The organism is Nitratireductor mangrovi (assembly GCF_007922615.2).
In the GTDB taxonomy this organism is placed as follows: domain Bacteria; phylum Pseudomonadota; class Alphaproteobacteria; order Rhizobiales; family Rhizobiaceae; genus Mangrovimarina; species Mangrovimarina mangrovi.
This window is the reverse complement of record NZ_CP042301.2, coordinates 3,136,415-3,158,340: the sequence shown is the minus strand read 5'-3', so window position 1 is coordinate 3,158,340 and position 21,926 is coordinate 3,136,415. Positions and strand designations below refer to the sequence as shown.

Sequence of the window (21,926 nt, the reverse complement as noted above, 5' to 3'; positions counted from 1 at the left end):
TTTCCTGTACATTTGTTCGCCGAGACGACCCGGCATCTGTTGCGTGGTGCATGTTCACGACTTCACGTCGTGAAAGCTTTGTCAAACGCGTGACCCCGAAGTGACGTCGCGCCCGGCAGAGGCGACCCCACCCGGCGGCTTCGCCCCCTTCGAGGGGGAGAGACGTCCTGGCGTACCTCATCAAGCCTGGCATGCCTCGAAGGTGCGCTTCAGGCGCTCGGCGTCGAGTTCGCGGCCGATGAAGACCAGCCTGCTCTCGCGTTTTTCGTCCTCGCGCCAGGGGCGCTGGTGGTCGCCTTCCACGATCATGTGCACGCCCTGCACGACATAGCGGTCGTCGTCGCCGTCGAGCGCGATGATGCCTTTCAGCCGCAGGATGTTGGGGCCGTCCATCTGCGTCGTCTTCTCGATCCAGGGAAAGAACTTCTTCGGGTCCATCGGCCCGGCGCGCAGCGACACCGACTGCACCGTCACGTCGTGGATCGGCGCCGGCCCGTGGTGGTGATGGCCGTGATCATGGTGATGGTCGTGACCCTCGCCATGGTGGTGGTCATGGCCATGATGATCGTGGTCGCAGTCCGGACCGCAGACATGGTCGGGATGGTCGTGGTCGAGGAAATGCGGGTCGTTCTCGACCGCCCGTTTCAGGTCGAAGGCGCCGCGGTCGAGCACTTCGGTCAAGGGCAGGCCGGCGCGGGTGGCGTGGTGGATGCGGGCCGCCGGGTTGATGGCACGCACGGTCGCCTCGACGGCGGCCAGCTCTTCAGCGCTGACAAGGTCGGTCTTATTGATGACGACCACGTCGGCGAAGGCGATCTGGTCCTCGGCCTCGCGGCTGTCCTTCAGCCTGAGCGGCAGATGCTTGGCGTCGACCAGCGCCACCACGGCGTCGAGCTGCGTCTTGGCGCGCACGTCGTCGTCCATGAAGAAGGTCTGCGCCACCGGCGCCGGGTCGGCCAGCCCCGTCGTCTCGACCACGATAGCGTCGAAGCGGCCGGGGCGGCGCATCAGCCCTTCGACGACGCGGATCAGGTCGCCGCGCACGGTGCAGCACACGCAACCATTGTTCATCTCGTAGATTTCCTCGTCGGATTCCACGATCAGGTCGTTGTCGATGCCGATCTCGCCGAACTCGTTGACGATGACGGCATAGCGGCGGCCGTGGTTTTCCGAAAGGATGCGGTTCAACAGCGTGGTCTTGCCGGAGCCGAGATAGCCGGTAAGCACGGTGACGGGGATCTGCTGGACGTCGGACATGGAGGCTTTCCGAAACGCGTTGCGGGGTCGGCTCCCATATAGGACGACCGGCCCGGCAATGCACGTCTTGCATGCGCCGGAATTGCATACCATCGTTGCTTGACTGCAACAGCGGTTTATGTGCACATTTGATGCGCACAAGTGTGGACTTCACTATGCCTGCCTCATTTTCGGCGAACCGCAGTCGCCGGCCAGCTAACCTATCGATCGACGCCGATCTAATGGCGGAAGCCAAGGCGTTGGATATCAATGTCTCGCGCGCCGCCGAGACCGGTATTGCTCGCGCGGTAGCCGAGGAGAAGGGGCGTCGCTGGAAGGCTGAGAATGCCGAAGCACTCCGAGGCTGGAACGAGTGGGTTCGCAAGAACGGGCTGCCACTCGAGCCTCATTGGCCTTTCTGATGGCACGATACGACGTTTATCGTTTCCAAGACACAAGCCGGCTCCTCCTGGATGTGCAAACCGACCTGCTCGATGACCTGGACACACGGGCCGTTGTTCCGCTTGTTTCGGAGAAACAGATGCCGCCCATCGCCAATCGCTTGAATCCCGTCTTCCAGATCGAAGGCGGCGGATATGTGATGGCGACCCAGTTCATAGGCGTCGTGCCGGCCGTTGGATTAAAGGAGCCCGTCGCGCATTTGGCCGAAGCGCATGACGAGATCGTTGCCGCTCTGGACATGCTTTTTCACGGCTTCTAGGCGCAGCTGACAGCGCAATTCTTACCAAGAGTTCATTAGGCTGCCGGCGCTGTCGCGGCTAGCCTGTCTCCATGACGCATGAACGGGACCGACCGCCGCGCAACGCCGGCACGCCCAAAGGCCGCATCAGCAGGCGCGGAGCGCTGGCCGGCCTCGCCGTCACCGTCGGCGGCGGGCTGATGCTGGCGCGTCATTCGCTGCCGGCGCGGGCCGCGGCCAACCTCATCACCGGTGCCGACGTCTGCACCATCATGCCGGAAACGACGGCTGGACCGTTCTATTTCGATCCCGAGCTTGAGCGGCGCGACATCGCCGAGGACCGGGACGGACTGCCGCTGGCAATGCATATCCAGGTGGTCGACAGCGGCTGCGTGCCTGTCGCCGGCGCCCGCGTCGACGTCTGGCATTGCGACGCCCAAGGCGTCTATTCCGGCTATCGCGGCCAGCCGGGCGGGCTCGACACGCGCGGGGAGACTTTCCTGCGCGGCACCCAGTTTGCCGACGAAGCCGGCGTCGTTTCCTTCGCCACCATCTATCCGGGCTGGTATCCGGGCCGCACCCCGCATGTGCATTTCAGGGTCTTCCTGCCGGGCGATCGCACCCTGACCGGCCAGATGTTCTTTCCCGACGCGATCAGCCGCGCGCTCTACGAAAGCCACGCGCCTTACGACGACCGCCCGCTCGACGGCGCGACGTTCAACGATCGCGACTGGATCGCGCGCCGCGCGGGCGAGGCGGCGCTTGCCGAACTCACACGCAGCGGAGAGAGTGCTGAGGCCGCGCTGGTGATCGCCGCCGGCGCCTAGCAAACATCGCCTCAGTCGAGGCCTGCGACATCGAAGCGGTCGACATCGGCGAGAAGTTCCAGGAACCCCGTCACCGCGTGGTCGAGCAATGCCTGGCCTGCTTCGGCGCTTGCCGCCGCGGCGTTGCCGACGACACCGGTCTTCGACAGGTCGCGCATCTTCCAGCCGAAGGCGTGCGGGCCGTAGGCGCGCAGATGGGTAAACTCGGTCGCGAAGCGCTGCTGCGCGGAGACAAAGTCCGCCGCTTTGGCCATGTCGACGAGATCGGGCCGCAGCGCCAGCATCACCGACGTCTCGACGAAGCCGCCATGGATGCCGAACGCCCTTTCCTCCTCGGAAACGAGCCCTTCGGGGTAGCCGAACCGGGTCCAGCTCGTCGCCACGGCCAGCATGGCGTGGCGGACGCGCAGTTCCGTCGCCACGACCGTCATCAAGGGCGAGTTGCCGCCATGGGCGTTGAGCATGACGAGTTTGCGCACCCCTTTGCCGGCAAGGTCGGCGCCGATGCCGATCCAGCGCTCCACCGCCTCGTCATAGGCAAGGCTTTGCGTGGCGCCGAGGTCGAGATGTTCGGGCGAGTAGCCGACCGGCTCGGCCGGCAGGAAACGGACATCGAGCGTCTCGCCAAGCCGCGCCGCCGCCAGCCGCGCCACACCCTCGGCGATGATGGTGTCGGTCTCGGGCGGCAAGTGCGGGCCGTGCTGCTCGGTCGCGCCGAGCGACAGCACGGCGATCGTCCCGCCGGCTGCGCGCTCCTTTTGCCGGGATGAATCCGCCTCTCCGATTGTCATTGAACTGAAATCTGCCTCTGCCATATGTTCGTCGGCGAATTAGCCGGCGGGTCTCGCGCGGGCTGTGTACCGGTATCCGAATTGACCAGAGGCCGATCGAGCTCGCAATGTCGGGCGAGACTAGATCGATCCGGCCCGACTTTGGAGAGGGCTCATGGCGAAAGCGGAAAAAGGCGCGGCGATCAACCGGCTGCAATCGACGGCGCGGCTGTTGCGCACGTCGCTGGCGTCGCGTCTTCTCAACCACGGCTTCTACGCCGGGCAGGACCAGATCATGCTGGCGCTGGCCAGCGAGGACGGCCAGACGCCGGGGCAGCTCGCTGGCCGTCTCGGCGTCAGGCCGCCGACCATCACCAAGACCATCAACCGCCTGCAGGCGCAGGAATTTCTGACCAAGCGCGCGTCCGAGAACGATGCCCGCCAGGCGCACATCTTCCTCACCGACAGCGGCCGCGAGGCGATCAAGGCGATCGAGAAATCGGTGCGCAAGACCGAAAAGATCGCGCTCAAGGGGCTCGACAAGAAGGAACAGAAGGCGTTCCTGAAAGTGTTGGCCCGCATCGAGCACAACATCTCCGGCAACGGCCAGGTCGATGCCGCCGGCGAACTCGCCGACGACGATTAGGCTTCTTCGCAGCCCATCGTTTGCCGGGAATTCGCTTGCGTGCCGGCCGGTGATGATGGCAAGCCGTCCAGTGTGACCCTCGCAGACCGCATCAAGCCTTGAACGAACCCCGCCAGAGCGAAGACACGGCGACGCCCGTCGCGGCGATCCTTCTCGTGTTCGGCGCGGGCGTGATCTTCTCCTTTCTTGACACCAGCGCCAAATATCTCGGCGCGGCCGGCTTCGCGCCGCCCTTCATCGCCTGGACGCGGTTTGCCGTGCATGTCGCGCTGGCGGTCTTCATCCTGCAGCCGTGGAAACATCGCGCCGCATTCCGCGTGGCGAGCCTGCCCAAGCAGGTGCTGCGCGGCATGTTCCTGTTCGGCGCCACCTTCTTCAACTTCCTCGGGCTGAAGACGCTGCAACTCGCCGAGGCGGTGTCGATCTTTTTCTTCGCCCCGATGGTGATCACCGCGCTTGCCGGCCCCTTCCTCGGCGAGTGGGCGGGCTGGCGGCGCTGGGCGGCGATCATCGTCGGCTTGGCCGGCGTGCTGGTCATCACGCGGCCGGGCTTCGGCGTCTTCGAGATCGGCCATCTCTATGTGATCGGCGCCATGCTCAGCTATTCGTCCTACGTGATCATGACCCGGCAGATGAGCGCGACGGAGACGCCGGAAAGCCTGATCTTCTACTCCGCGCTGACCCCGGTGATCCTGATGGCGCCGGCCGTTCCGCTTTACGGTTCGCTGCCGCAGCAGCCGGTCGAATGGATCGTGCTTTTGTCGCTCGGCTTTTACGGCGGCTTCGGCCACTGGCTGCTGATCAAGGCCTATCGCCAGGCGACCACCGGCGCGCTGGCGCCCTATCCCTATCTGCAGATGGTGTGGATGATCGTGCTCGGCTACCTGGTCTTCGGCGATCTGCCGGACCGCTACACGGTGGCGGGCGCGGCAATCATCGTCGCCAGCGGCCTCTACATCGTCCACCGCGAGCGCCGGCTCAGGCTGAAGGCCACGGCCGCGCCCAACGCCGAGACGGAAAACCTGTCGAAAAAGCTTTGAATCGCCGAATCGCGATGGCATAAGCTCGTTTAAACAGTTTAAAGCCGGGGAAACGGGAGCGGAGGAGCAGCGCCTGGCCCAGAAGATCAAGCTTTCGACGATCGCCGAGGCGCTCGGCGTCTCCACCGCCACAGTGTCGCTTGCCCTGCGCGACAGCCCGCTGGTCGCCGACGGCACCCGCGAGCGCATCAAGGAGCATGCGCGCGCCATCGGCTACATCTATAACCGCCGCGCAGCGAGCCTCAGGACGTCGCGCTCGGGCATCGTCGGGGTCGTCGTCCACGACATCATGAACCCGTTCTTTGCCGAGATCCTTCGCTCGATCGAAAGCGAGCTCGACCGCAGCCGGCAGACCTTCCTGCTTTCCAACCATTACGACCAGCTCGAAAAGCAGCGCACCTTCGTCGACACGCTGATGCAGCTTGGTGCCGACGGCGTCATCATGTCGCCGGCGATCGGCACGCCGCGCGAGGACATCCAACTGATCGAGAGCAACGGCCTGCCGGCGGTGCTGATCGCGCGCTCGGTCGAGGGCGCCGAGGTGCCGGTGTTTCGCGGCGACGACGCCTATGGCGTCGGGCTGGCGACCAACCACCTGATCTCGCTCGGCCACACGCGCATCGCCATGATCGGCGGCACCGACGGCACCTCGACCGGCCGCGACCGCTACCAGGGCTATGTGATCGCGATGGAAAAGGCCAAGCTTGAGGTCAAGCCGCACTGGCGCATCCCCGGGCCGCGCACCAAGCAGGCCGGCTTCGAGGTCGCCGGCCAGTTCCTGGCGCTGCCCGACAAGCCGACGGCGGCGGTGTGCTGGAACGACCTTGTCGCGATCGGGCTCATGAACGGAATCGCCCGCGCCGGGCTGGTGCCGGGCGTCGACATCTCCGTCACCGGCTATGACGATCTGGAGGAGGCGGCGATCGCGACCCCGGCGCTGACCACGGTGTGGAACGGCCAGCGCGATGTCGGCCGCCGCGCCGCGCGCGCCCTGCTCGACCGTCTCAACGGCGTTTCCGTCGTCGCCTCGCAGGAACTGATCAAGCCCGAGCTGCATGTGCGCCAGTCGACCGGAAAGCCCGTCGAGCGGAATTGATGGAATGCATTGACGTTCGACACCCGCTTGACGTCCGTGGCGAAAGCCGAATGTCAAATGCAAGAAGTTCCACCAGAGTTGTGAGATTGCGGTGGTTCCGCCTTGGACGGTGGAAAGGTGGAACACCACTGGATAATCTCGCATCATGAAGCCTGACACGATTACGTTGTGGCGGCCGGTTGGCCCAGCCGAACTCACACTTATCCGCGAAAGCGGTATGCGCTCGTTCCCACCGCGCCTGCCGGATCAGCCGATTTTCTATCCCGTGCTGTCAGAAGACTACGCGATCAGGATCGCTCGTGATTGGAATGTTCCGCAGAGCGGAGCGGGTTTCGTTACGCGCTTTGAGGTGCGCCGTGACTTCCTGGAGCAATACGACGCGCAGGAAGCAGGTGGCCGCGCACTGAGAGAATACTGGATACCCGCGGAAGAGCTCGATGCGTTCAACGCAGCCATCGTCGGGCCTATCGAGGTGGTGAAAGAGTTCCGTTGAGGCTTTGACATCTCGGCGGGGACGGCGACCAGTACGTGGCCCATTCCGGCGGCTCCCTCCGAGTGCTTGCCGCTGCGCCGTCCGTTCAGGCGCTACGCCAAACGAAAAAGGCCGGCCCGGATGGTCCGGACCGGCCTTCCTTCATGCCGGCTTACCGCCGGCATTGATGGCGCTACAGCTGGCCGATCTGCTCACACAGGGCAACCGTAACGGTGCCATAGGAACCGCGATTGCTCATAGCGCGGTCACAAGCGGCCCGGATCTCGGCCTGGTTGTCGGCGCCGGCCGCTGCGAAGGTCTCGGCGACCTCGCCCTCGGGGCGCAGCGTCGTCATGGTCTCGTCCGTGAAGAACGGACCCATGATCTCGGCGTTGTCCTGATACATCATCTGCTCTTCTTCCGACTTGAAATTCGGGCCGGAGCCGGTCTTCGAGGTCGCGCTGGTGGTCTGCGCGATCGCGCCGCCCATGCCGAGTCCGATGGCGAGAACAGTCGTTGCAAGAAGCTTCATGGTCATGAAAATCTCTCCTTCTTTTTTGTGGTTCCGACGGGTCAACGCGGTCTCGCGGTACCCGTTCCGAAATCGTCTTCACGGATTTGCGAGCGTTGCCGCCGGCCCGCGCTTGCCCGACGCGCCGCGCCCCCCTAGGCTGCGCGCAACCAGTACGGAGAGGTCCATCTTGAGCGCGACAAAAGACATCGTCATTCTCGTCCCGGGTCGGCTGCATCCGCATGCCGTCGGCCGGATCGGCGACCGGTTCCGCCTGGTCCGGATCGACAGGGCCGATCCCGCCCTCGTCGATCCGGCGCTCGCCGGGCAGGTGCGCGGCATGGCCGCCATGACCGGCATCGACGCCTCCTTCATCGACGCCCTGCCGAAGCTGGAGATCATCGCCAATTTCGGCGTCGGCTACGACGCGGTCGACGCCCGCCATGCGGCGAAAAGGGGCGTCATGGTGACCAACACCCCGGATGTGCTGACCGAGGAGGTCGCCGACACCGCGATCGGGCTGCTGATCAACACGGTGCGCGAACTGGCGAAGGCCGAAAACTATCTGCGCGCCGGCCGCTGGGAAGGCGAGGGCGCCTATCCGCTCACCAGGGCGACGCTGCGCGGCCGCAGCGTCGGCATCTTCGGCATGGGCCGCATCGGCCAGGCGATCGCGCGCCGCATCGAGGCCTTCGGCCTGCCGGTCGCCTATCACAATCGCCGCCCGGTCGACGGTGTCGCCTACGCCTATCACGACACGCTGAAGGGGCTCGCCGAGGCGGTCGACACGATGATCTCGGTGGCGCCCGGCACCGCTGCGACGGAAAAGGCGGTCAATGCCGAAATCCTGGCCGCGCTCGGCCCGGACGGCGTCTTCGTCAATATCGGCCGCGGCAGTACCGTCGACGAGGCCGACCTCGCCGCGGCGCTGAAAAACGGCACCATCCGCGCCGCCGGGCTCGACGTCTTCGCCGACGAGCCGCGCGTGCCGCAGGCCCTGCTCGACGTCGACAACGCGACGCTGTTGCCGCATGTCGGTTCGGCCTCCGTCCACACCCGCCAGGCGATGGCCGATCTGGTGGTCGACAACCTCGTCGGCTGGTTCGCCGAAGGCCGGCCGATCAGTCCGGTGCCGGAGACCGAAGCCATCGCGCGGCGCGGTTGACGGCCCCGCGCAAGCCTTGCCGCATAAATTAACCCTTCGTTAGCCGGCGCCTCGCAAGCTCATCGCGGGGGTGGTTCACCGAGGGTGATTCGCCGTGAGAATTTTGCCTTTCGGCCTTGCCGGGCTTGTCGCCGTGGCGTGGCTGCAGACGATGGCCGGGCCGGGCCGGCAGGCGATCGCGCTCGCCGAGGACGATGTGCGGCCCGACGGCTACTGGCTGCGTCAGGTCGGGTCGGCCGACGGCTGCTCGGTCGCTTTCGCCGAACCGGGCACCGACGCCGTGACGGCCATCGTTCCCGAGGCCGGCTGCGCCGCGCTTCATCCCGAAATGGCCTCGGTGCGCTTTCAGCGCGAGGACGGCGACGGGCTGATGAGCTTCGTCTCCGAGGCGGGCGAGACCGTCATCCAGTTCGCGATCGCCGACGGCGTCGCCTATGAATCGCTCAAGCCCGCGACGCCGCTGTTCCAGCTCGAAATGCGCGGCGAGGGGCGGTAAGGGATCAAGGTGTCGCCGGCAGCCGTGCTGGCCGCGGCTGCCGGCGCTCACGTTATTCCTTGATCTCGGTGACCGTGATGCGGCCGTTCACCCTTTCGGCAATGAACTCGATCGTCTGACCTTCCTTGACCTTGTCGATCATGGCGTCGTCGGCGACGACGAACACCATCTTCATCGCCGGCATGTCGAGATTCTTCAGTTCTTCGTGCTTGATCGTCAGCTTCTTCTGCTTGGCGTCGATCTTGGTCACCTCGCCCTTGGTGTATTCGGCAGCCATGGCGGCACCAGTGAGAGAGATCGCCAGGCCGAGGGCGGCCAGCGCGGTTGCGATGGGTTTCATGATTGTCCTTCCCTTCTGCTTAGTGGCTGACCGTGATCTCGCCCTTCATGCCGGCTTCGTAGTGGCCCGGAATGAGGCAGGCGAATGCGAAGTTTCCGGCCCTGGCGAAGGTCCAGACGATCTCTCCCTTCGCGCCCGGCGCAAGCCGGACGGAATTGGGATCGTCGTGTTCCATTTCCGGGAACTTCGCCATCATTTCCTTGTGCTTCATGAGTTCCTCATGGTCGTCCATCACGAACTCATGGTCGGTTTCGCCCTTGTTGACGAAGCTGAGGCGGATGGTCTCTCCCTCCTTGACCTCAAGCGAGGCCGGCTCGAACAGCATCGCGCCGTCGTCGTTTTCGAACATGGTGATGGTCACGGTGCGTTTTGCCTTCGCAGCTTCCGCCGGCTTGCCGATCGCCATTTCGGCATCGTCGTGGCCGTGGCCGCCTGCGTGGCTTCCCGCCGCCTGCGCGCCGCCGGTAAGCAGGGCGATGGAAGCGATGGTCATGATCAGATGTCGCATGCTGTTCCTTTCCTGGTTGCTTGTCGGTTGAAGGAGATTCATCCCTGCTTGTGCCCCGCATGCGGATCGGCCGGGGCCATCTCTTTTGTGTCGCCGGATCTTGCCGGCTCGGGTGTGTCGCCCGTCCATTCGTAGGCGACGGTGCCGGCCGGATGCTCGTACCAGCCGGGGTCGGCATAATCGTCGGCGGCCAGCCCCTCGCGAACCTTCACGACGGAGAACATTCCGCCCATCTCGATGGCGCCGAACTGCCCCCAACCGGTCATCATCGGGACCGTGTTGTCGGGCAGCGGCATCTCCATCTCGCCCATGTCGGCCATTCCACGATTGCCCATGGCCATGTATTCCGGCTGCACCCGCCGGATTTTCTTGGCCACCTCGGTCTTGTCGGCGCCGATGAAGGTCGGCACGTCGTGGCCCATGGCGTTCATGGTGTGGTGCGACTTGTGGCAGTGGATCGCCCAATCGCCGGAATAGGTCGCGTCGAACTCGTAGGCGCGCATGGCGCCCACGGGAATGTCGATGGAGACCTCCGGCCAGCGCGCTTCGGGGCGAACCCAGCCGCCGTCGGTGCAGGTGACCTCGAAGTCGTAGCCATGCATGTGGATGGGATGATTGGTCATCGTCAGATTGCCGACGCGCACTCGAACCCGGTCGTCCTTGGCCACCACCAGCGGGCTGATGGCCGGGAAGAGACGGCTGTTCCAGCACCACATGTTGAAGTCCGTCATCTCCATGACACGCGGCACGTAGGAGCCGGGGTCGATGTCGAAGGCGTTGAGTAGGAAGACGAAGTCACGGTCCACCCGGTGCTTGGCCGGATCTTTCGGGTGGATGACGAAAAAACCCATCATGCCCATCGCCATCTGCACCATCTCGTCGGCATGCGGGTGGTACATGAAGGTGCCGCTCTTCACGAGATCGAACTCGTAGACGAAGGTCTTGCCGGGCGGGATGCCGGGCTGGGTCAGCCCGGTCACCCCGTCCATGCCGTTGGGCAGGATCATGCCGTGCCAGTGGATCGTGGTGTGCTCCGGCAGCCGGTTGGTGACGAAGATGCGCACCCGGTCGCCTTCCACGGCCTCGATGGTCGGGCCGGGCGACTGGCCGTTGTAACCCCACAGATAACCCGTCATGCCGGGCGCCATCTCGCGCTCGACCGGTTCGGCCACGAGATGGAACTCCTTGACCCCGTTGTTGATGCGGTGCGGCAGTGTCCAGCCGTTGAGGGTGACGACGGGCTGGTAGTCCGGCCCGCTCGACGGGAACAATGGCGGCTGCATGTCGGCCGATTCCATGATCGGCGCTTCGGGCAGGCCCATGGCTGCGGTCTTCGTCCAGGCGGCCGCTCCGGCAAGGAACGCGCCACCACCGAGGATTTGTCGTCTGGTGATCATTTTTCCGGTTCTCCTGCTCAATGTCCGCCGCCGCCGTCGCCAGCCGCCGCGACCTCCGTCGCCATTGCGGGCGAGGAACCCGAGCCGCCGCCATGAATTGCGGTGCCCAGGTCGACGTCGGCCAGCCAGAACTGGCGCTTGGCGTTCAGCGACAGCATGATCGCGCCAATCCTGGCGCGGGTGTCGGCCAGAAGCTCGAATGTGTTGGTGATCATGCCGTTGTAGGTCAGCACCGACTCTTCCTCGATGGTCGTCCTCAACGGCACGACATTGTTGCGGTAATGCCGGGCGATGTCATAGCTCGATCGATAGCCGTCATAGGCGCTGCGGGCCTCGGAACGAACGTGCACCGCTTTCTCCGCCAAGAGGTTCGCCGCCCGCATGTAGGCGAGTTCGGCCTTGCGCAGGCGTGCCTGGCCGCTGTCGAAGATCGGGATCGCGAACTCCAGTTCGATCACGGGCGTGGTCGTGGTGGTGGCGCCATCCTCCTCTTCGCGCTCGACTTCGGCGCCGGAGATGATCTCGAGATCGGTCAGGTAGCGGGTCGCCGAGGTCAGCCCGTAGGCGCGGGCAAGGGATTCCAGTTCCAGCCGCGCCACCTCCAGGTCGACGCGGTTGCGCAGCGCCTCCGCCTCGATCGCCCGCTTCGCAGTTGGCCGCTTCGGCAGCGGCGGCAGTGCGTTGGGCACCTGATAGTCGAGGTCGGAGCCCCAAAGACCCATCAGGCGGGTCAGCGCCTCCTTGGCCATGCGCGCCTGCATCCGCGCTTCCGCGGTCTGGCCCGCCAATTCGGCGTAGAACACGTGCTCCCGCGCCTGGCCCGACTTGGTGAAGGCGCCGGTCTCGCCGAGCTTCTGGGCAAGTTCCGAGGCGGCATCGGCGGCCGCCTGGGCCTGGTTGAGATAGGCAACCCTTTCCCATGCCGAAACCGCGTCGATCCACGCGCGCCGCGTGTCGGCGGCCAGGCGCAAGGTTTCTTCGGCGGCCCGCAACTGAGCCTGCCTCAGCCGAGTATCGGCGATGGCCATACGCTGAGGCCGCGTGATCACGGCAAGGATGTTGTTGGCCACCGTCGCCTCGATCGAGCGGACCGGGTCGACGCCGGTCAGCCCGACCGAGACGGTCGGGTTGACGAGCAGGCTCTGCTGCCAGACCTCGGCCTGGGACAGGCCTACATCGGCATAGGCGGCCTGAAGCCCCTTGTTGTTGAGGAGCGCCACCTGCACGGCCGTGTCGGGCCCGACCGTCCTGTTTCGGACAAGCGCCTGTACGCGGTCGCCGATCTTGCGCGCCTCCTCGGCGGACTGGAGCCAGACTGTCTGCTTGCCGGTCACCGACGCGGTCCGGTCGGAGACGGGCGCAAAGGCGTTCAAGGGATCGGTGTCGACCGCTCCCGTCGTGGCGCAGCCGGCGGTCAGAAGAGACAGCGCCGCGACGGCGCTCATTTTGGCAATGCCGATCCTCATGACCCGGCTCCTTTCGAAGCCGGCGACAGCCGCTCGTTGAGGCGCCGCCAATCCTGCGGGCCGACGGGCTGGCGGTGGTAATAATCAGCCACGACGGGACGATAGCTGGTCTCGCGTACGCCCATCGCGGGGTCGGCTGCGTTGTAGGCTGGCAGCGCGACCGGTGGTGTCGCCGCACATGCGGTCACCGAAAGCGGCGCGAGCACCGCAACGAATGCAAGTTTCATCCTGAGTACCTGAACTGAACGAGGGATCGCGCCGTCGTGACACGAAACGTCACGCGGCAGGCTCCGCCCGATGCGGGCGCGTCAGTTCAGGTGTCTGGGAGGTTTTGCGAGGACGCTGGTCTTGCCGTCGACGAGCGCGACGATGCGTGTCACTCCGTGGCCGCCGGAGGCTGGTTGCCGCAGGAACGGACAGTCGACCGGCAAGGCGGTGACCAGCGCGCAATGGACTTCGCAGCCGCTGTCCGAGAACTTGCCGCCCTTGTGATGCTGGACCTTGCTTTGCGCGTGCCCGCCATCGGCGCCGGCGTGGTGGCGGTGCCCATGGTCCGCGGCCTCATGCGAAGTGTGGGCCTGTGCGACCTCGGCGGGCTTGGCCGAGGTCAGGCTCTTGGCGCTGGCCATCGAGAACAGGCCCGGCTGCACCGATGTGAGCAGGAGAAAAAGAAAAGCAAGCGCCAGCCGCAGCGGCGCGGCATACATCACCGTGATGGCATGCCCGACTTTCATGCCGCGAATAGGCTTGATCCGCATGCTCCATGTCAAGCGAAGAGTTGCAACGGCCCGGGAGCTTCATCTCCGAGGCAGGCGAGACCGTCATCCGGTTCGCGATCGCCAACGGTGTCGCTTATGAATCGCTCAGGCCCGCGACGCCGCTGTTCCAGCTCGAATTGCGCGGTGAGGGGCGGTAGCCATCCCGATCAGGTCAGTTCCTTCAATCCCGCCGGCGTTTCGATCTGCGCCCGGTAGCGGACCTCCGGGCCGAATGCCGGGACCTTGCGAACCGGTCGGCGCCGCTCTGCCGGCTGCCGCAAGTGACCTGCTTCGCACAGCTCCGCACAGGTTTGTGCTACCTTGGTCCTGCGGGGTGCGACAACGCGCGAGGCGTTCATGCCGGAAGATGATCGTCAGGACCGGCCCGACGGCGCCCCCGAGCAGGGGTTTTGGACCACGCTCCTGCAGGGACTCATCCGCGATACGGTGGGCCTGTGGCTGACCTTCCTGATCGGCACCGGTGCCGGTGCGGTCATTTGCCTCTATTTCGGCGCGCCGCTGATCTTTTCCCTGCTCGGCGGCGTTCTGGTGCTCGCCGTCTACGTCGCCTGGGACAGGCTGTAGGCGGCGACCGGCCTGTGAGGCCTGTCCCATGATCTCGATCGTCGGGGGATGAATTTCCAGTGCCGTGACCAATATGTCCAACCGGAATGTCCGCAACATCCGAGAGGAAGCCTCATGACCGTCGTGCTTGCCACCGTTTGCCGGGATGGAGTCGTGCTCGGCTCCGACTCCCAGATCACCGACAGGGGCCGCGGCATGACCTACCCCGCCCAGAAGCTGCACCCGCTCGGCGAGCTGGCGGCCTGGGGTGGCAGCGGCGCGCGCTCGGTGCTGGCCGACGTGGAACGCCGTTTCAATGAAAACAGCGCCGCGATCCTGGAGGCGCCCGACATCGGGCGCGCGCTGCAGGAACAGGTGCTTCCGATCCTGCGCCACCACTACGACACCTTCATCCCCGACGTGCCGGGCGAGGAAGGCGGCGGGACGCCGTCGGCCTATGTGATGGCCGCCGGCTGGCGCGACGGCGCGCCGTGGATCATCGAGATCACGCCCTCCGGCATGATCGGGCACTACGCCGATATCGGGTTCCATGCCATCGGCAGCGGCGCGGCCATGGCCCAGCAGGCCGGTTCGCTGATGTCCCATTTCCACCTGGCCGAGCGGTCGCTGCGTTTCGGCTGCGCGGCGGTCCTGCGGGTGCTGCAGGCGCTCGACCTGACCTCGCCGACCGTCGGCGAACCGTTCAGCCTGTGCCGCATCGACAAGGACGGCGCCCACCACCTCGGCGACAAGGACATCGAGAAGGTCGCCAGGGACGTGCGCCGATGGGAGGACGCCGAACAGGCCGCCATCGCGGAGGTATTCGGTTGAGGGCGCTGGGGGTGGGGCTGGTGAGCGGGACGGCGTCGGCGGCGTCAGCACACGCCGGGCAGCGATAAGCACGCCGGCAAGCCGCAACAGAGTACGCTGCTAGCAGGCATACGGAGTGGATGCGTCGGCGCTTGCGCTCTATGGTAGTGGCTCTGGCAGACAAGTTCTTTTATTGGTCTTCCCAAAATGGTGCGGCAAATATTGCCGCGCGCTATGGTCCGAGTTGAATTGGAGAAATAGCCTCTTGCGAGAAGATAGGTTCTCGATAAGCGGAGGCAATTTCTGAATAGCTGAAAATCGGTGAGGACATCTAAGAATGAGTGATGACGAGAGCATCTCAGAAAACGCCGAGTTATTTTGCCCCAGATTGTCTTTTGAGAGTATTATTTTTTCTGATGGAACAAAACTAACGCTCGATGACGATGACATCGTCGTCTTCGTGGGCCCGAACAATGCTGGGAAGAGCGCGGCGCTCCGCGAGCTGGAATTATGGGTTGCTCACTCGAGAGCGGGCCCTGTGATAAAGGATGCCACATTGCGCAAGGTCGGAACCAAGGAGGATTTGCTTCGGTATCTTGATAGGAACGCCCAAAAAAGCGGTGATGCAATCAACTTTCAGTACGGCGGCATTGGCTACAGTATCCACCACTCGCACGTTAGCTATTTCGATCGACCGCTAGACCGCCACCCGGTAGCGCCGTTCTTCGCCAAGCGAATAACTACGGAAGGTCGTATTCAGGACTCCAATGCAGCTCCGGCGCTGGCGCTCTTTCAATCGCCACCGACGCATCCAATCCACACCCTCTTGATGGACCCTGATCTTGCGAGCGACATTAGCTCAAAGTTCCGGCACGCTTTTGGCAAAGACCTCACACCATTCCGTGCAGGAGGAAGTATGTTCCCACTCTACGTTGGCGAAAAACCTTCCGTCCCACCTGGCAAAGATGAGCTTTCGCGAGAATTCGTGACGAAGCTCCAATCAACGAACCTGCCGCTTGAGTCCCAGGGCGATGGAATGCGCAGTTTCGCAGCCGTGACGCTGCACGTGCTGGCCGCGAGGACGCACTCCATCCAATTTCTCGACGAGCCCGAAGCGTTTTTACATCCGCCGCAGGCGCGACTGCTTGGGCGCTATATCGCCGAAAACCGGCCCGGGAATTCCCAGCTCTTCATCGCAACACACAGTACCGACATTCTGGATGGTTTGATTGAGGGCGGCTCAGATAAAATTCGTATCGTCCGACTTCGTCGAGAAGGCGACGTCAATCGAGTAAGGGAGCTTGGCAAGGAGAAAACCAAGACCGTTGCAAGGGACACTTTAGCTAGGTTCTCGCGTGTTTTTGATGGCATCTTTTTCGAGCACGTCATCATCTGCGAGGCAGATGCAGACTGTATGTTCTATCAATCCATCCTGAACCTGCCTTCAATATCAGGAGACCGGCGTCCTGACGTTCTCTTTGTACACACGTCAGGAAAGCATCGAATGGCAAAGCTTGCAGACACACTTCGCTCCCTCGATGTACCCGTCTCCGTTATTGCCGACATCGATGTGCTCAACGATGAGGGCACCTTCAAAAACCTCTTTGAGACGCTCGGTGGTAACTGGGCGGACGTGAGCACCTCATGGAAATCCATCAACCACGCGGTGTTGCAGCAGCGTCCGCCACTCAACGCAGAACAGGTGGCCAGCTTGATCGCGGCGCAATTGGAAGGGGTGCAGGGAACAGGTGAGTTCCCCGATGATAGGGAAAGGGCAATCAAGGAAGTTTTCAAGACCGTGTCGCCCTGGAGTGCGATGAAAAGGAGCGGGCGCAGCGCACTACCTGCCGGCGAGCCGATCAACCATTTTGATACTCTGAGCAAGAAGTGCGGAGAACATCGCCTATGGATTGTGCCCGTTGGCGAAATCGAAGGCTTTTGCCGTAGCGTCGGATCACATGGTCCCGGCTTCGTAGAGAGGGTGCTCGAAGAACGAAATCTGGAAACCGACCCAGAACTGCAAAGCGCTCGCGACTTTATTGAGAAGATATGGGCGGGGGCCAAACCGCCTTCAACCTAGAACGAAGTCACTGCGGAAGCTTTCAACCGAATTGCGTCAAGGTTAGCGATTTCTCGCGGAGCTGCGCGCGAAGCTTAGTCTACCTAGAGGGCAACCACGTCGATCCACATCTCGCTTTGATTTCGGATATCAGTCGCGAGATTTCTGGCTCAACTACCGATATGACGCCCCCCTACTCGGCCGCCGCCCTTGCTCCGTCCCGCCGCGCCGAATACTCGCGCACGGCGTCGCCGAAGGCGGCGAAGACGCGGTTGGAGGCACTGTCGGTCGCGGCCCAGTATTCCGGGTGCCACTGCACCCCGACGGCAAAGCCCGGCGCATCGCGCACCGACACCGCCTCCACGATGCCGTCCTCGGCGAAGGCCTCCGGCACCAGCCGCTCGGCCGGCCGGCCGACGGCCTGGCGGTGGACCGAGTTCACCATGATCTCGCCGGGCCCGAAGATCTCTGCCATGCAGGTGCCGGCCTTGATCGAAACCGGGTGGCGGATGGCGAAGCGCTCGTCCTGCTCCTCGCTCGGCGGCGCGCGGTGGTCCATGATGCCGTCCTCTTCCTGGATCTCCGTCGCCAGCGTGCCGCCCAGTGCCACGTTGAGCTCCTGGATGCCGCGGCAGATCGCGAGCAGCGGCACGCCGCGCTCGATCGCGGCGCGGATCAGCGGCAGGGTGGTGGCGTCGCGGGCCGGATCGTAGGGGCCGTTCGCCTCGCTCGCCTCGCCGCCGTAAAGCGAGGGATGCACATTGCTCTTCGAGCCGGTCAGCATGACGCCGCTCACCTGGGCGAGCAGCGAATCGAGATCGATGCGGGGGCCGAGCGAAGGCAGCAGCACCGGCAGCACGCCGGCGGCCGTCAGCGCTGCCTCGACATATTGCTGAGGCGTGGCGTGCCAGGTGTAGCGGTCGAAGAAGCGGACATCGGTCGACACGGCGACCAGGGGCTGCAGCATTGAACCTTTCCTGCGTTGCGAAGCGGCTCCCGGGGGCGATGGCGCTTCCGGCCGGTGCGGCGCCGGTTCGGCCCGGCACCCGAGCGGGCGCGACCCTAGGCCGGAAAGCCCCGCAATTCTAGCGCATTAACGACGATATAGGTAAAAATACGCTGGCCAACGATCTCGTCGCCGCGGCGCTGGACACATGCCTTCGAGCGTGTATTGTCGACCGTGGACCGTGGACGGGGGCGTCGACATCATGCCCCCTGTCCATGCCGTGATTGATCCACGATTGGGAGGATACGGAATGGATCGTCGTTCATTTATCAAGAAGGCCGGCTTTGCCGGCGCCGGCGCCGCCGCGGCGTCGACGCTTGCCGCGCCGGCCATCGCGCAGTCGATGCCGAAGGTCACCTGGCGCTGCACGTCGTCGTTCCCGAAGGCGCTCGACACCATCTACGGCGCCGCCGAGACCATGGCCAAGTTCGTCAGCGAGGCCACCGACGGCAATTTCGAGATCCAGGTCTTCGCCGCCGGCGAGATCGTGCCCGGCCTGCAGGCCGCCGACGCCGCCTCGGCCGGAACGGTCGAACTGGCGCACACCGCGTCCTATTATTACTGGGGCAAGGACCCGACCTACGCGCTCGGCACCGCCATCCCCTTCGGCCTCAACTACCGCCAGCAGAACGCCTGGTTCTATTATGGCGGCGGCAACGACCTCATGAACGAGTTCTATGCCACGCAGGGCCTCTACGGCATGATCTGCGGCAACACCGGCGCCCAGATGGGCGGCTGGTTCCGCAAGGAGATCAACACCGTCGCCGACATGCAGGGCCTCAAGATGCGCATCGGCGGCATGGGCGGCAAGATCATCGAGAAGGTCGGCGTCGTTCCGCAGCAGATCGCCGGCGGCGACATCTATCCGGCGCTCGAAAAGGGCACCATCGACGCCACCGAGTGGGTCGGCCCCTATGACGACGAGAAGCTCGGCTTCAACAAGGTGGCCCAGTACTACTACTATCCGGGCTGGTGGGAAGGCGGTCCCGTGCTGCACACCCTCGCCAATCTGGCGAAGTGGAACGAGCTGCCGAAGGCCTATCAGGCGGTCCTTGAGGCGGCCTGCCGCGCGGCCAATGCCGACATGATGGCCAACTACGACTACAAGAATCCCGCGGCGCTCAAGCGTCTCGTCCAGGGCGGCGCCCAGTTGCGTCCGTTCAGCCAGGAAATCCTCGAAGCCTGCTACAAGGCGGCGATGGAGACCTACGACGAGATCAACGCCGAGAACGCGATGTTCAAGAAGATCTACGACAACCAGCGTGAGTTCAAGAAGGACGCCTATCTGTGGGCGCAGCTCACCGAATACAATTTCGATACCTTCATGATGATCCAGCAGCGCGCCGGCAAGCTCTGACGCACCTGCCGGTCATACCGGTTCGAAGGAAAACCCCGGAGCGCCGCTCCGGGGTTTTTTCTTTGCCGGGAAAGGTCCATGACCGACCATGGCCCGCCGTGCTCGTGATCCGGCCGGGTTCAACAGGGCAATGGGTGACGGCAGGCCGGGATGAAGTGCGCGGCAGTTGCCGGCGCTGGCAACAAGCGCCGGCGGCGTAGGCGCGAGCGCCGCGGCCAGTCGTGTTGCCGGTGCCTGCCGGACGAAGCGGCTATTCGATCTTCGGCGGCTGGCTCAGATCGGTCGCCGGCGCATTCGCCGGTGCCTCACCTTCCGGCTGCAGGTTGAGCGGCGGCAGGCCGAATGGCGCCGGCTGCTCGCCGCCGCCCTGGTTCGGCATGCCGAGTGGGGGCAGGCCGAAGGGTGCCGGCTGATCGCCTCCGCCGCCGGGCGGCCCCAGCGGCGGCAGCTGGATCTCGATCTCGCCCGGCCCGCCGATCTCTGGCCCCGACTTGTAGTGCGTTACCAGCTGCGGGAACGAGATCACGATCAGGATCATCACGAACTGGATGATGATGTAGGGCAGGGCGCCCTTGTAGATCTCGAACGTCCTGATCCCCGGCAGCACCTTGCCCGACACCTGGTCGGTCCAGTCCTTCATCGGCGCGATCGAGCGCAGGTAGAACAGCGAGAAGCCGAAGGGCGGCGTCAGGAACGAGGTCTGCAGGTTGATGCCGAGGATGACGCCGAACCAGATCAGGTCGATGCCGAGGGCCTCGGCGGCCGGCGCCAGCAGCGGCACGGCGATGAAGGCGATCTCGAAGAAGTCGAGGAAGCAGCCGAGGATGAAGATGATGATGGTCACCACCACCAGGAAGCCGTATTCGCCGCCCGGCAGCGACAAAAGCAGCTCCTCGATCCAGATATTGCCGTTGATGCCGTAGAAGGTGAGGCCGAAGACGCGCGCGCCGATCAGGATGAACATGACGAAGGCGGCGAGCTTGGTCGTGGAATCGAGCGCCTGCTTCAGCACGGTCAGGTTCAGCCGCCCCTTCACCGCCGCCAGGATGAGCGCGCCGGTGGCGCCCATGGCGCCGCCCTCGGTCGGCGTGGCGATGCCGAGGAAGATCGTGCCCAGCACCAGGAAGATCAGCGCCAGCGGCGGGATCAGCACGATCACCACCTGCTCGGCCAGCCGCGACAGGATGCCGAGCTTCAGCTGGCGGTTGATGAGGCTGAAGGCATAGGCGGCAAGGGTGGCGACGGTGGCCGACCAGACCAGCCGCACCTCGTAGCGCATCTCCGTGAACACGAAATGGTAGCAGACGAAATAAAGACCGATCGCCGCCGCCATGATGACGACCAGCGAGGTGACGCCGCCGCCCAGCGTGCGCGCTTCCGGCGGCAGCGCCGGCACCCATTCGGGCTTGGCGATGCTCACGCCGAGCACGTAGAGGCAATAGAAGCCGATGATGATCAGCGCCGGCAGCAGGGCGCCGACATACATGTCGCCGACAGAGCGGCCGAGCTGGTCGGCCATGACGATCAGCACCAGCGATGGCGGCACGATCTGGGCCAGCGTGCCCGAGGCGGCGATTGTGCCGGTGGCGACGCTGCGGTTGTAGCCGTAGCGCATCATGATCGGCAGCGAGATCAGCCCCATGGCGATCACCGAGGCGGCGACGACGCCGGTGGTCGCCGCCAGCAGCGCGCCGACCAGCACGGCGGCGAAGGCGAGGCCGCCGCGCACCGGGCCGAACAGCTGGCCGATCGTGTCGAGCAGGTCCTCGGCCATGCGCGAGCGTTCGAGGATCAGCCCCATGAAGGTGAAGAACGGCACGGCCAGCAGGGTGTCGTTGTACATGATGCCGTAGACGCGCTCTGGGTGCGACTGCAGCAGTGGCCAGAACAGGCGGATCTCGCTCGAGATGGTCGACAGCTCGACGCCGATGACGAAGAAGAACAGCCCGCCGGCGGCGAGCGTGAAGGCGACCGGATAGCCGATCAGCAGCATCGCCATCACGCTGATGAACATGATTGGCGCGAGATTGTGGGCGACGAAGTCAATCACGGTTCTTCGTCTCCATCTCGATGGCCGCCTCGGCCGCCGCCGGCAAGTCATGCGTAGGGGTCGGGTCGTCGATGTCGCCGCGAATGACGGCGATGCGCTTGACGATCTCCGAAAGCGCCTGCCCGGTCAGCAGCATGAAGCCGAGCAGCACCATCATCTTGGCCGGCCAGATGATCAGTCCGCCGGCATTGGCGGAGATTTCGCCCGTCCGATAGGAGAGCCAGAACCACGGCCAGCACAGATAGACCATCAGGGTCACGAAGGGCAGCAGGAAGATCACATGGCAGACGAGGTCGACCCAGTCGCGCGTGCGTTTGCTGAGGCGGTTGGACAGGATGTCGATACGTACATGCTCGTTGCGCTGCAGGGTATAGGCGGCGGCCAGCATGAAGACGGTGCCGTAGAGATACCATTGCAGTTCCAGGAAGGCGTTCGACGAAATATCGAAGGCCTTCCGGATGCTGGCGTTGCCGGCGCTGATCAGGACCGCCACGAGGATCAGCCAGGACACCTTCTGGCCGATGAACTCGTTGATCCTGTCGACAATGCGCGAGAGCGCGAGCAGCCCCGCCATGCAGTTCCTCCCTGTCGTACGCCTCGTTACAGGCAGTTCCCCGTTCCGGCCGGCGGCCGTCGCATTTTTGTAGGCGGA

The 21,926-nt window shown here is 64.5% G+C and carries 26 protein-coding genes; 14 read left to right on the top strand and 12 right to left on the bottom strand.

Annotated elements, in window-relative coordinates:
* Window positions 1-180: 180 nt before the first annotated feature.
* Entirely contained in the window at window positions 181-1,257 is a 1,077-nt protein-coding gene (locus FQ775_RS15375; protein ID WP_146300047.1) for a CobW family GTP-binding protein, read from the bottom strand.
* A gap of 71 nt (window positions 1,258-1,328) precedes the next feature.
* On the opposite strand from FQ775_RS15375, the gene FQ775_RS15370 reads away from it, so the two are divergent.
* From FQ775_RS15370 to FQ775_RS15360, 3 genes are all read left to right on the top strand, one after another.
* Window positions 1,329-1,658: a type II toxin-antitoxin system CcdA family antitoxin gene (locus tag FQ775_RS15370; protein ID WP_349291483.1), complete on the top strand. Its 330-nt coding sequence runs from the start codon at window positions 1,329-1,331 to the stop codon at window positions 1,656-1,658.
* Window positions 1,658-1,957 carry a CcdB family protein gene (locus tag FQ775_RS15365; protein WP_146300045.1) on the top strand — a complete coding sequence of 100 codons (300 nt, stop codon included), beginning with the start codon at window positions 1,658-1,660 and terminating at the stop codon, window positions 1,955-1,957. Before FQ775_RS15370 ends, FQ775_RS15365 begins: the two co-directional genes overlap by 1 nt.
* A 71-nt stretch (window positions 1,958-2,028) precedes the next feature.
* Window positions 2,029-2,763 carry an intradiol ring-cleavage dioxygenase gene (locus tag FQ775_RS15360; RefSeq protein ID WP_146300044.1) on the top strand — a complete coding sequence of 245 codons (735 nt, stop codon included), beginning with the start codon at window positions 2,029-2,031 and terminating at the stop codon, window positions 2,761-2,763.
* Between the two features lie 11 nt (window positions 2,764-2,774).
* Here the strand turns inward: FQ775_RS15360 and FQ775_RS15355 are convergent, their stop codons facing one another.
* Window positions 2,775-3,554 carry a creatininase family protein gene (locus tag FQ775_RS15355; RefSeq protein WP_146300043.1) on the bottom strand — a complete coding sequence of 260 codons (780 nt, stop codon included), beginning with the start codon at window positions 3,552-3,554 and terminating at the stop codon, window positions 2,775-2,777.
* 154 nt (window positions 3,555-3,708) lie between these two features.
* Here FQ775_RS15355 and FQ775_RS15350 point away from each other — a divergent pair, with 154 nt between their 5' ends.
* From FQ775_RS15350 to FQ775_RS15335, 4 genes are all read left to right on the top strand, one after another.
* Complete coding sequence (locus tag FQ775_RS15350) at window positions 3,709-4,179, top strand: MarR family winged helix-turn-helix transcriptional regulator (RefSeq protein WP_146300042.1); 471 nt, start codon at window positions 3,709-3,711, stop codon at window positions 4,177-4,179.
* A 98-nt stretch (window positions 4,180-4,277) separates the two neighbouring features.
* Window positions 4,278-5,219 (top strand): DMT family transporter, encoded by a 942-nt coding sequence (locus FQ775_RS15345; protein WP_146300041.1) that lies wholly within the window; start codon window positions 4,278-4,280, stop codon window positions 5,217-5,219.
* A gap of 73 nt (window positions 5,220-5,292) precedes the next feature.
* A complete protein-coding gene (locus FQ775_RS15340) occupies window positions 5,293-6,315 on the top strand; it encodes a LacI family DNA-binding transcriptional regulator (RefSeq protein ID WP_146300040.1) in 1,023 nt (340 codons plus the stop codon).
* A gap of 145 nt (window positions 6,316-6,460) precedes the next feature.
* Entirely contained in the window at window positions 6,461-6,808 is a 348-nt protein-coding gene (locus tag FQ775_RS15335) for an ADP-ribosylation/crystallin J1 (RefSeq protein ID WP_146300039.1), read from the top strand.
* Window positions 6,809-6,980: 172 nt separating this feature from the next.
* Here FQ775_RS15335 and FQ775_RS15330 read toward each other — a convergent pair whose 3' ends face one another.
* Window positions 6,981-7,325: a hypothetical protein gene (locus tag FQ775_RS15330; protein ID WP_146300038.1), complete on the bottom strand. Its 345-nt coding sequence runs from the start codon at window positions 7,323-7,325 to the stop codon at window positions 6,981-6,983.
* A 163-nt stretch (window positions 7,326-7,488) separates the two neighbouring features.
* Between FQ775_RS15330 and FQ775_RS15325 the strand changes: the two genes are divergently transcribed.
* The gene (locus FQ775_RS15325; RefSeq protein WP_432420028.1) at window positions 7,489-8,463 is read left to right on the top strand and encodes a 2-hydroxyacid dehydrogenase; all 975 of its coding nucleotides are present in this window, start codon (window positions 7,489-7,491) and stop codon (window positions 8,461-8,463) included.
* A 94-nt stretch (window positions 8,464-8,557) separates the two neighbouring features.
* Window positions 8,558-8,959 (top strand): hypothetical protein, encoded by a 402-nt coding sequence (locus tag FQ775_RS15320; RefSeq protein ID WP_167813005.1) that lies wholly within the window; start codon window positions 8,558-8,560, stop codon window positions 8,957-8,959.
* A gap of 52 nt (window positions 8,960-9,011) precedes the next feature.
* Here the strand turns inward: FQ775_RS15320 and FQ775_RS15315 are convergent, their stop codons facing one another.
* From FQ775_RS15315 to FQ775_RS15290, 6 genes are all read right to left on the bottom strand, one after another.
* On the bottom strand, window positions 9,012-9,299 hold the full coding sequence (locus FQ775_RS15315; RefSeq protein ID WP_146300035.1) for a copper-binding protein: 288 nt from the start codon (window positions 9,297-9,299) through the stop codon (window positions 9,012-9,014).
* 19 nt (window positions 9,300-9,318) lie between these two features.
* Window positions 9,319-9,807 carry a cupredoxin domain-containing protein gene (locus FQ775_RS15310; RefSeq protein WP_146300034.1) on the bottom strand — a complete coding sequence of 163 codons (489 nt, stop codon included), beginning with the start codon at window positions 9,805-9,807 and terminating at the stop codon, window positions 9,319-9,321.
* Between the two features lie 38 nt (window positions 9,808-9,845).
* Window positions 9,846-11,204: a multicopper oxidase family protein gene (locus tag FQ775_RS15305; RefSeq protein ID WP_146300033.1), complete on the bottom strand. Its 1,359-nt coding sequence runs from the start codon at window positions 11,202-11,204 to the stop codon at window positions 9,846-9,848.
* Between the two features lie 17 nt (window positions 11,205-11,221).
* Window positions 11,222-12,670: a TolC family protein gene (locus FQ775_RS15300; protein WP_146300032.1), complete on the bottom strand. Its 1,449-nt coding sequence runs from the start codon at window positions 12,668-12,670 to the stop codon at window positions 11,222-11,224.
* Window positions 12,667-12,897, bottom strand: a complete 231-nt coding sequence (locus tag FQ775_RS15295; protein ID WP_146300031.1) for a hypothetical protein — start codon at window positions 12,895-12,897, stop codon at window positions 12,667-12,669. Before FQ775_RS15295 ends, FQ775_RS15300 begins: the two co-directional genes overlap by 4 nt.
* A gap of 81 nt (window positions 12,898-12,978) precedes the next feature.
* A complete protein-coding gene (locus tag FQ775_RS15290) occupies window positions 12,979-13,377 on the bottom strand; it encodes a hypothetical protein (protein WP_146300030.1) in 399 nt (132 codons plus the stop codon).
* 56 nt (window positions 13,378-13,433) lie between these two features.
* On the opposite strand from FQ775_RS15290, the gene FQ775_RS15285 reads away from it, so the two are divergent.
* The 4 genes from FQ775_RS15285 to FQ775_RS15265 all read left to right on the top strand — a co-directional run bounded on the left by FQ775_RS15285 (window position 13,434) and on the right by FQ775_RS15265 (window position 16,882).
* Window positions 13,434-13,586: a hypothetical protein gene (locus FQ775_RS15285; RefSeq protein WP_167813003.1), complete on the top strand. Its 153-nt coding sequence runs from the start codon at window positions 13,434-13,436 to the stop codon at window positions 13,584-13,586.
* A gap of 199 nt (window positions 13,587-13,785) precedes the next feature.
* The gene (locus FQ775_RS15280) at window positions 13,786-14,013 is read left to right on the top strand and encodes a hypothetical protein (protein WP_146300029.1); all 228 of its coding nucleotides are present in this window, start codon (window positions 13,786-13,788) and stop codon (window positions 14,011-14,013) included.
* A gap of 114 nt (window positions 14,014-14,127) precedes the next feature.
* Window positions 14,128-14,823 carry an Ntn hydrolase family protein gene (locus tag FQ775_RS15270; protein ID WP_146300028.1) on the top strand — a complete coding sequence of 232 codons (696 nt, stop codon included), beginning with the start codon at window positions 14,128-14,130 and terminating at the stop codon, window positions 14,821-14,823.
* 316 nt (window positions 14,824-15,139) lie between these two features.
* Entirely contained in the window at window positions 15,140-16,882 is a 1,743-nt protein-coding gene (locus tag FQ775_RS15265) for an ATP-dependent nuclease (protein ID WP_146300027.1), read from the top strand.
* Between the two features lie 172 nt (window positions 16,883-17,054).
* Here the strand turns inward: FQ775_RS15265 and FQ775_RS15260 are convergent, their stop codons facing one another.
* A complete protein-coding gene (locus tag FQ775_RS15260; RefSeq protein WP_146300026.1) occupies window positions 17,055-17,828 on the bottom strand; it encodes a gamma-glutamyl-gamma-aminobutyrate hydrolase family protein in 774 nt (257 codons plus the stop codon).
* Between the two features lie 289 nt (window positions 17,829-18,117).
* On the opposite strand from FQ775_RS15260, the gene FQ775_RS15255 reads away from it, so the two are divergent.
* The gene (locus FQ775_RS15255) at window positions 18,118-19,224 is read left to right on the top strand and encodes a TRAP transporter substrate-binding protein (RefSeq protein WP_146300025.1); all 1,107 of its coding nucleotides are present in this window, start codon (window positions 18,118-18,120) and stop codon (window positions 19,222-19,224) included.
* Window positions 19,225-19,474: 250 nt separating this feature from the next.
* Here FQ775_RS15255 and FQ775_RS15250 read toward each other — a convergent pair whose 3' ends face one another.
* Both FQ775_RS15250 and FQ775_RS15245 read right to left on the bottom strand, forming a co-directional pair.
* On the bottom strand, window positions 19,475-21,274 hold the full coding sequence (locus FQ775_RS15250) for a TRAP transporter large permease (protein WP_146300024.1): 1,800 nt from the start codon (window positions 21,272-21,274) through the stop codon (window positions 19,475-19,477).
* On the bottom strand, window positions 21,267-21,848 hold the full coding sequence (locus tag FQ775_RS15245) for a TRAP transporter small permease subunit (RefSeq protein WP_146300023.1): 582 nt from the start codon (window positions 21,846-21,848) through the stop codon (window positions 21,267-21,269). The genes FQ775_RS15250 and FQ775_RS15245 overlap by 8 nt, the downstream gene beginning before the upstream one ends.
* Window positions 21,849-21,926 lie beyond the last annotated feature (78 nt).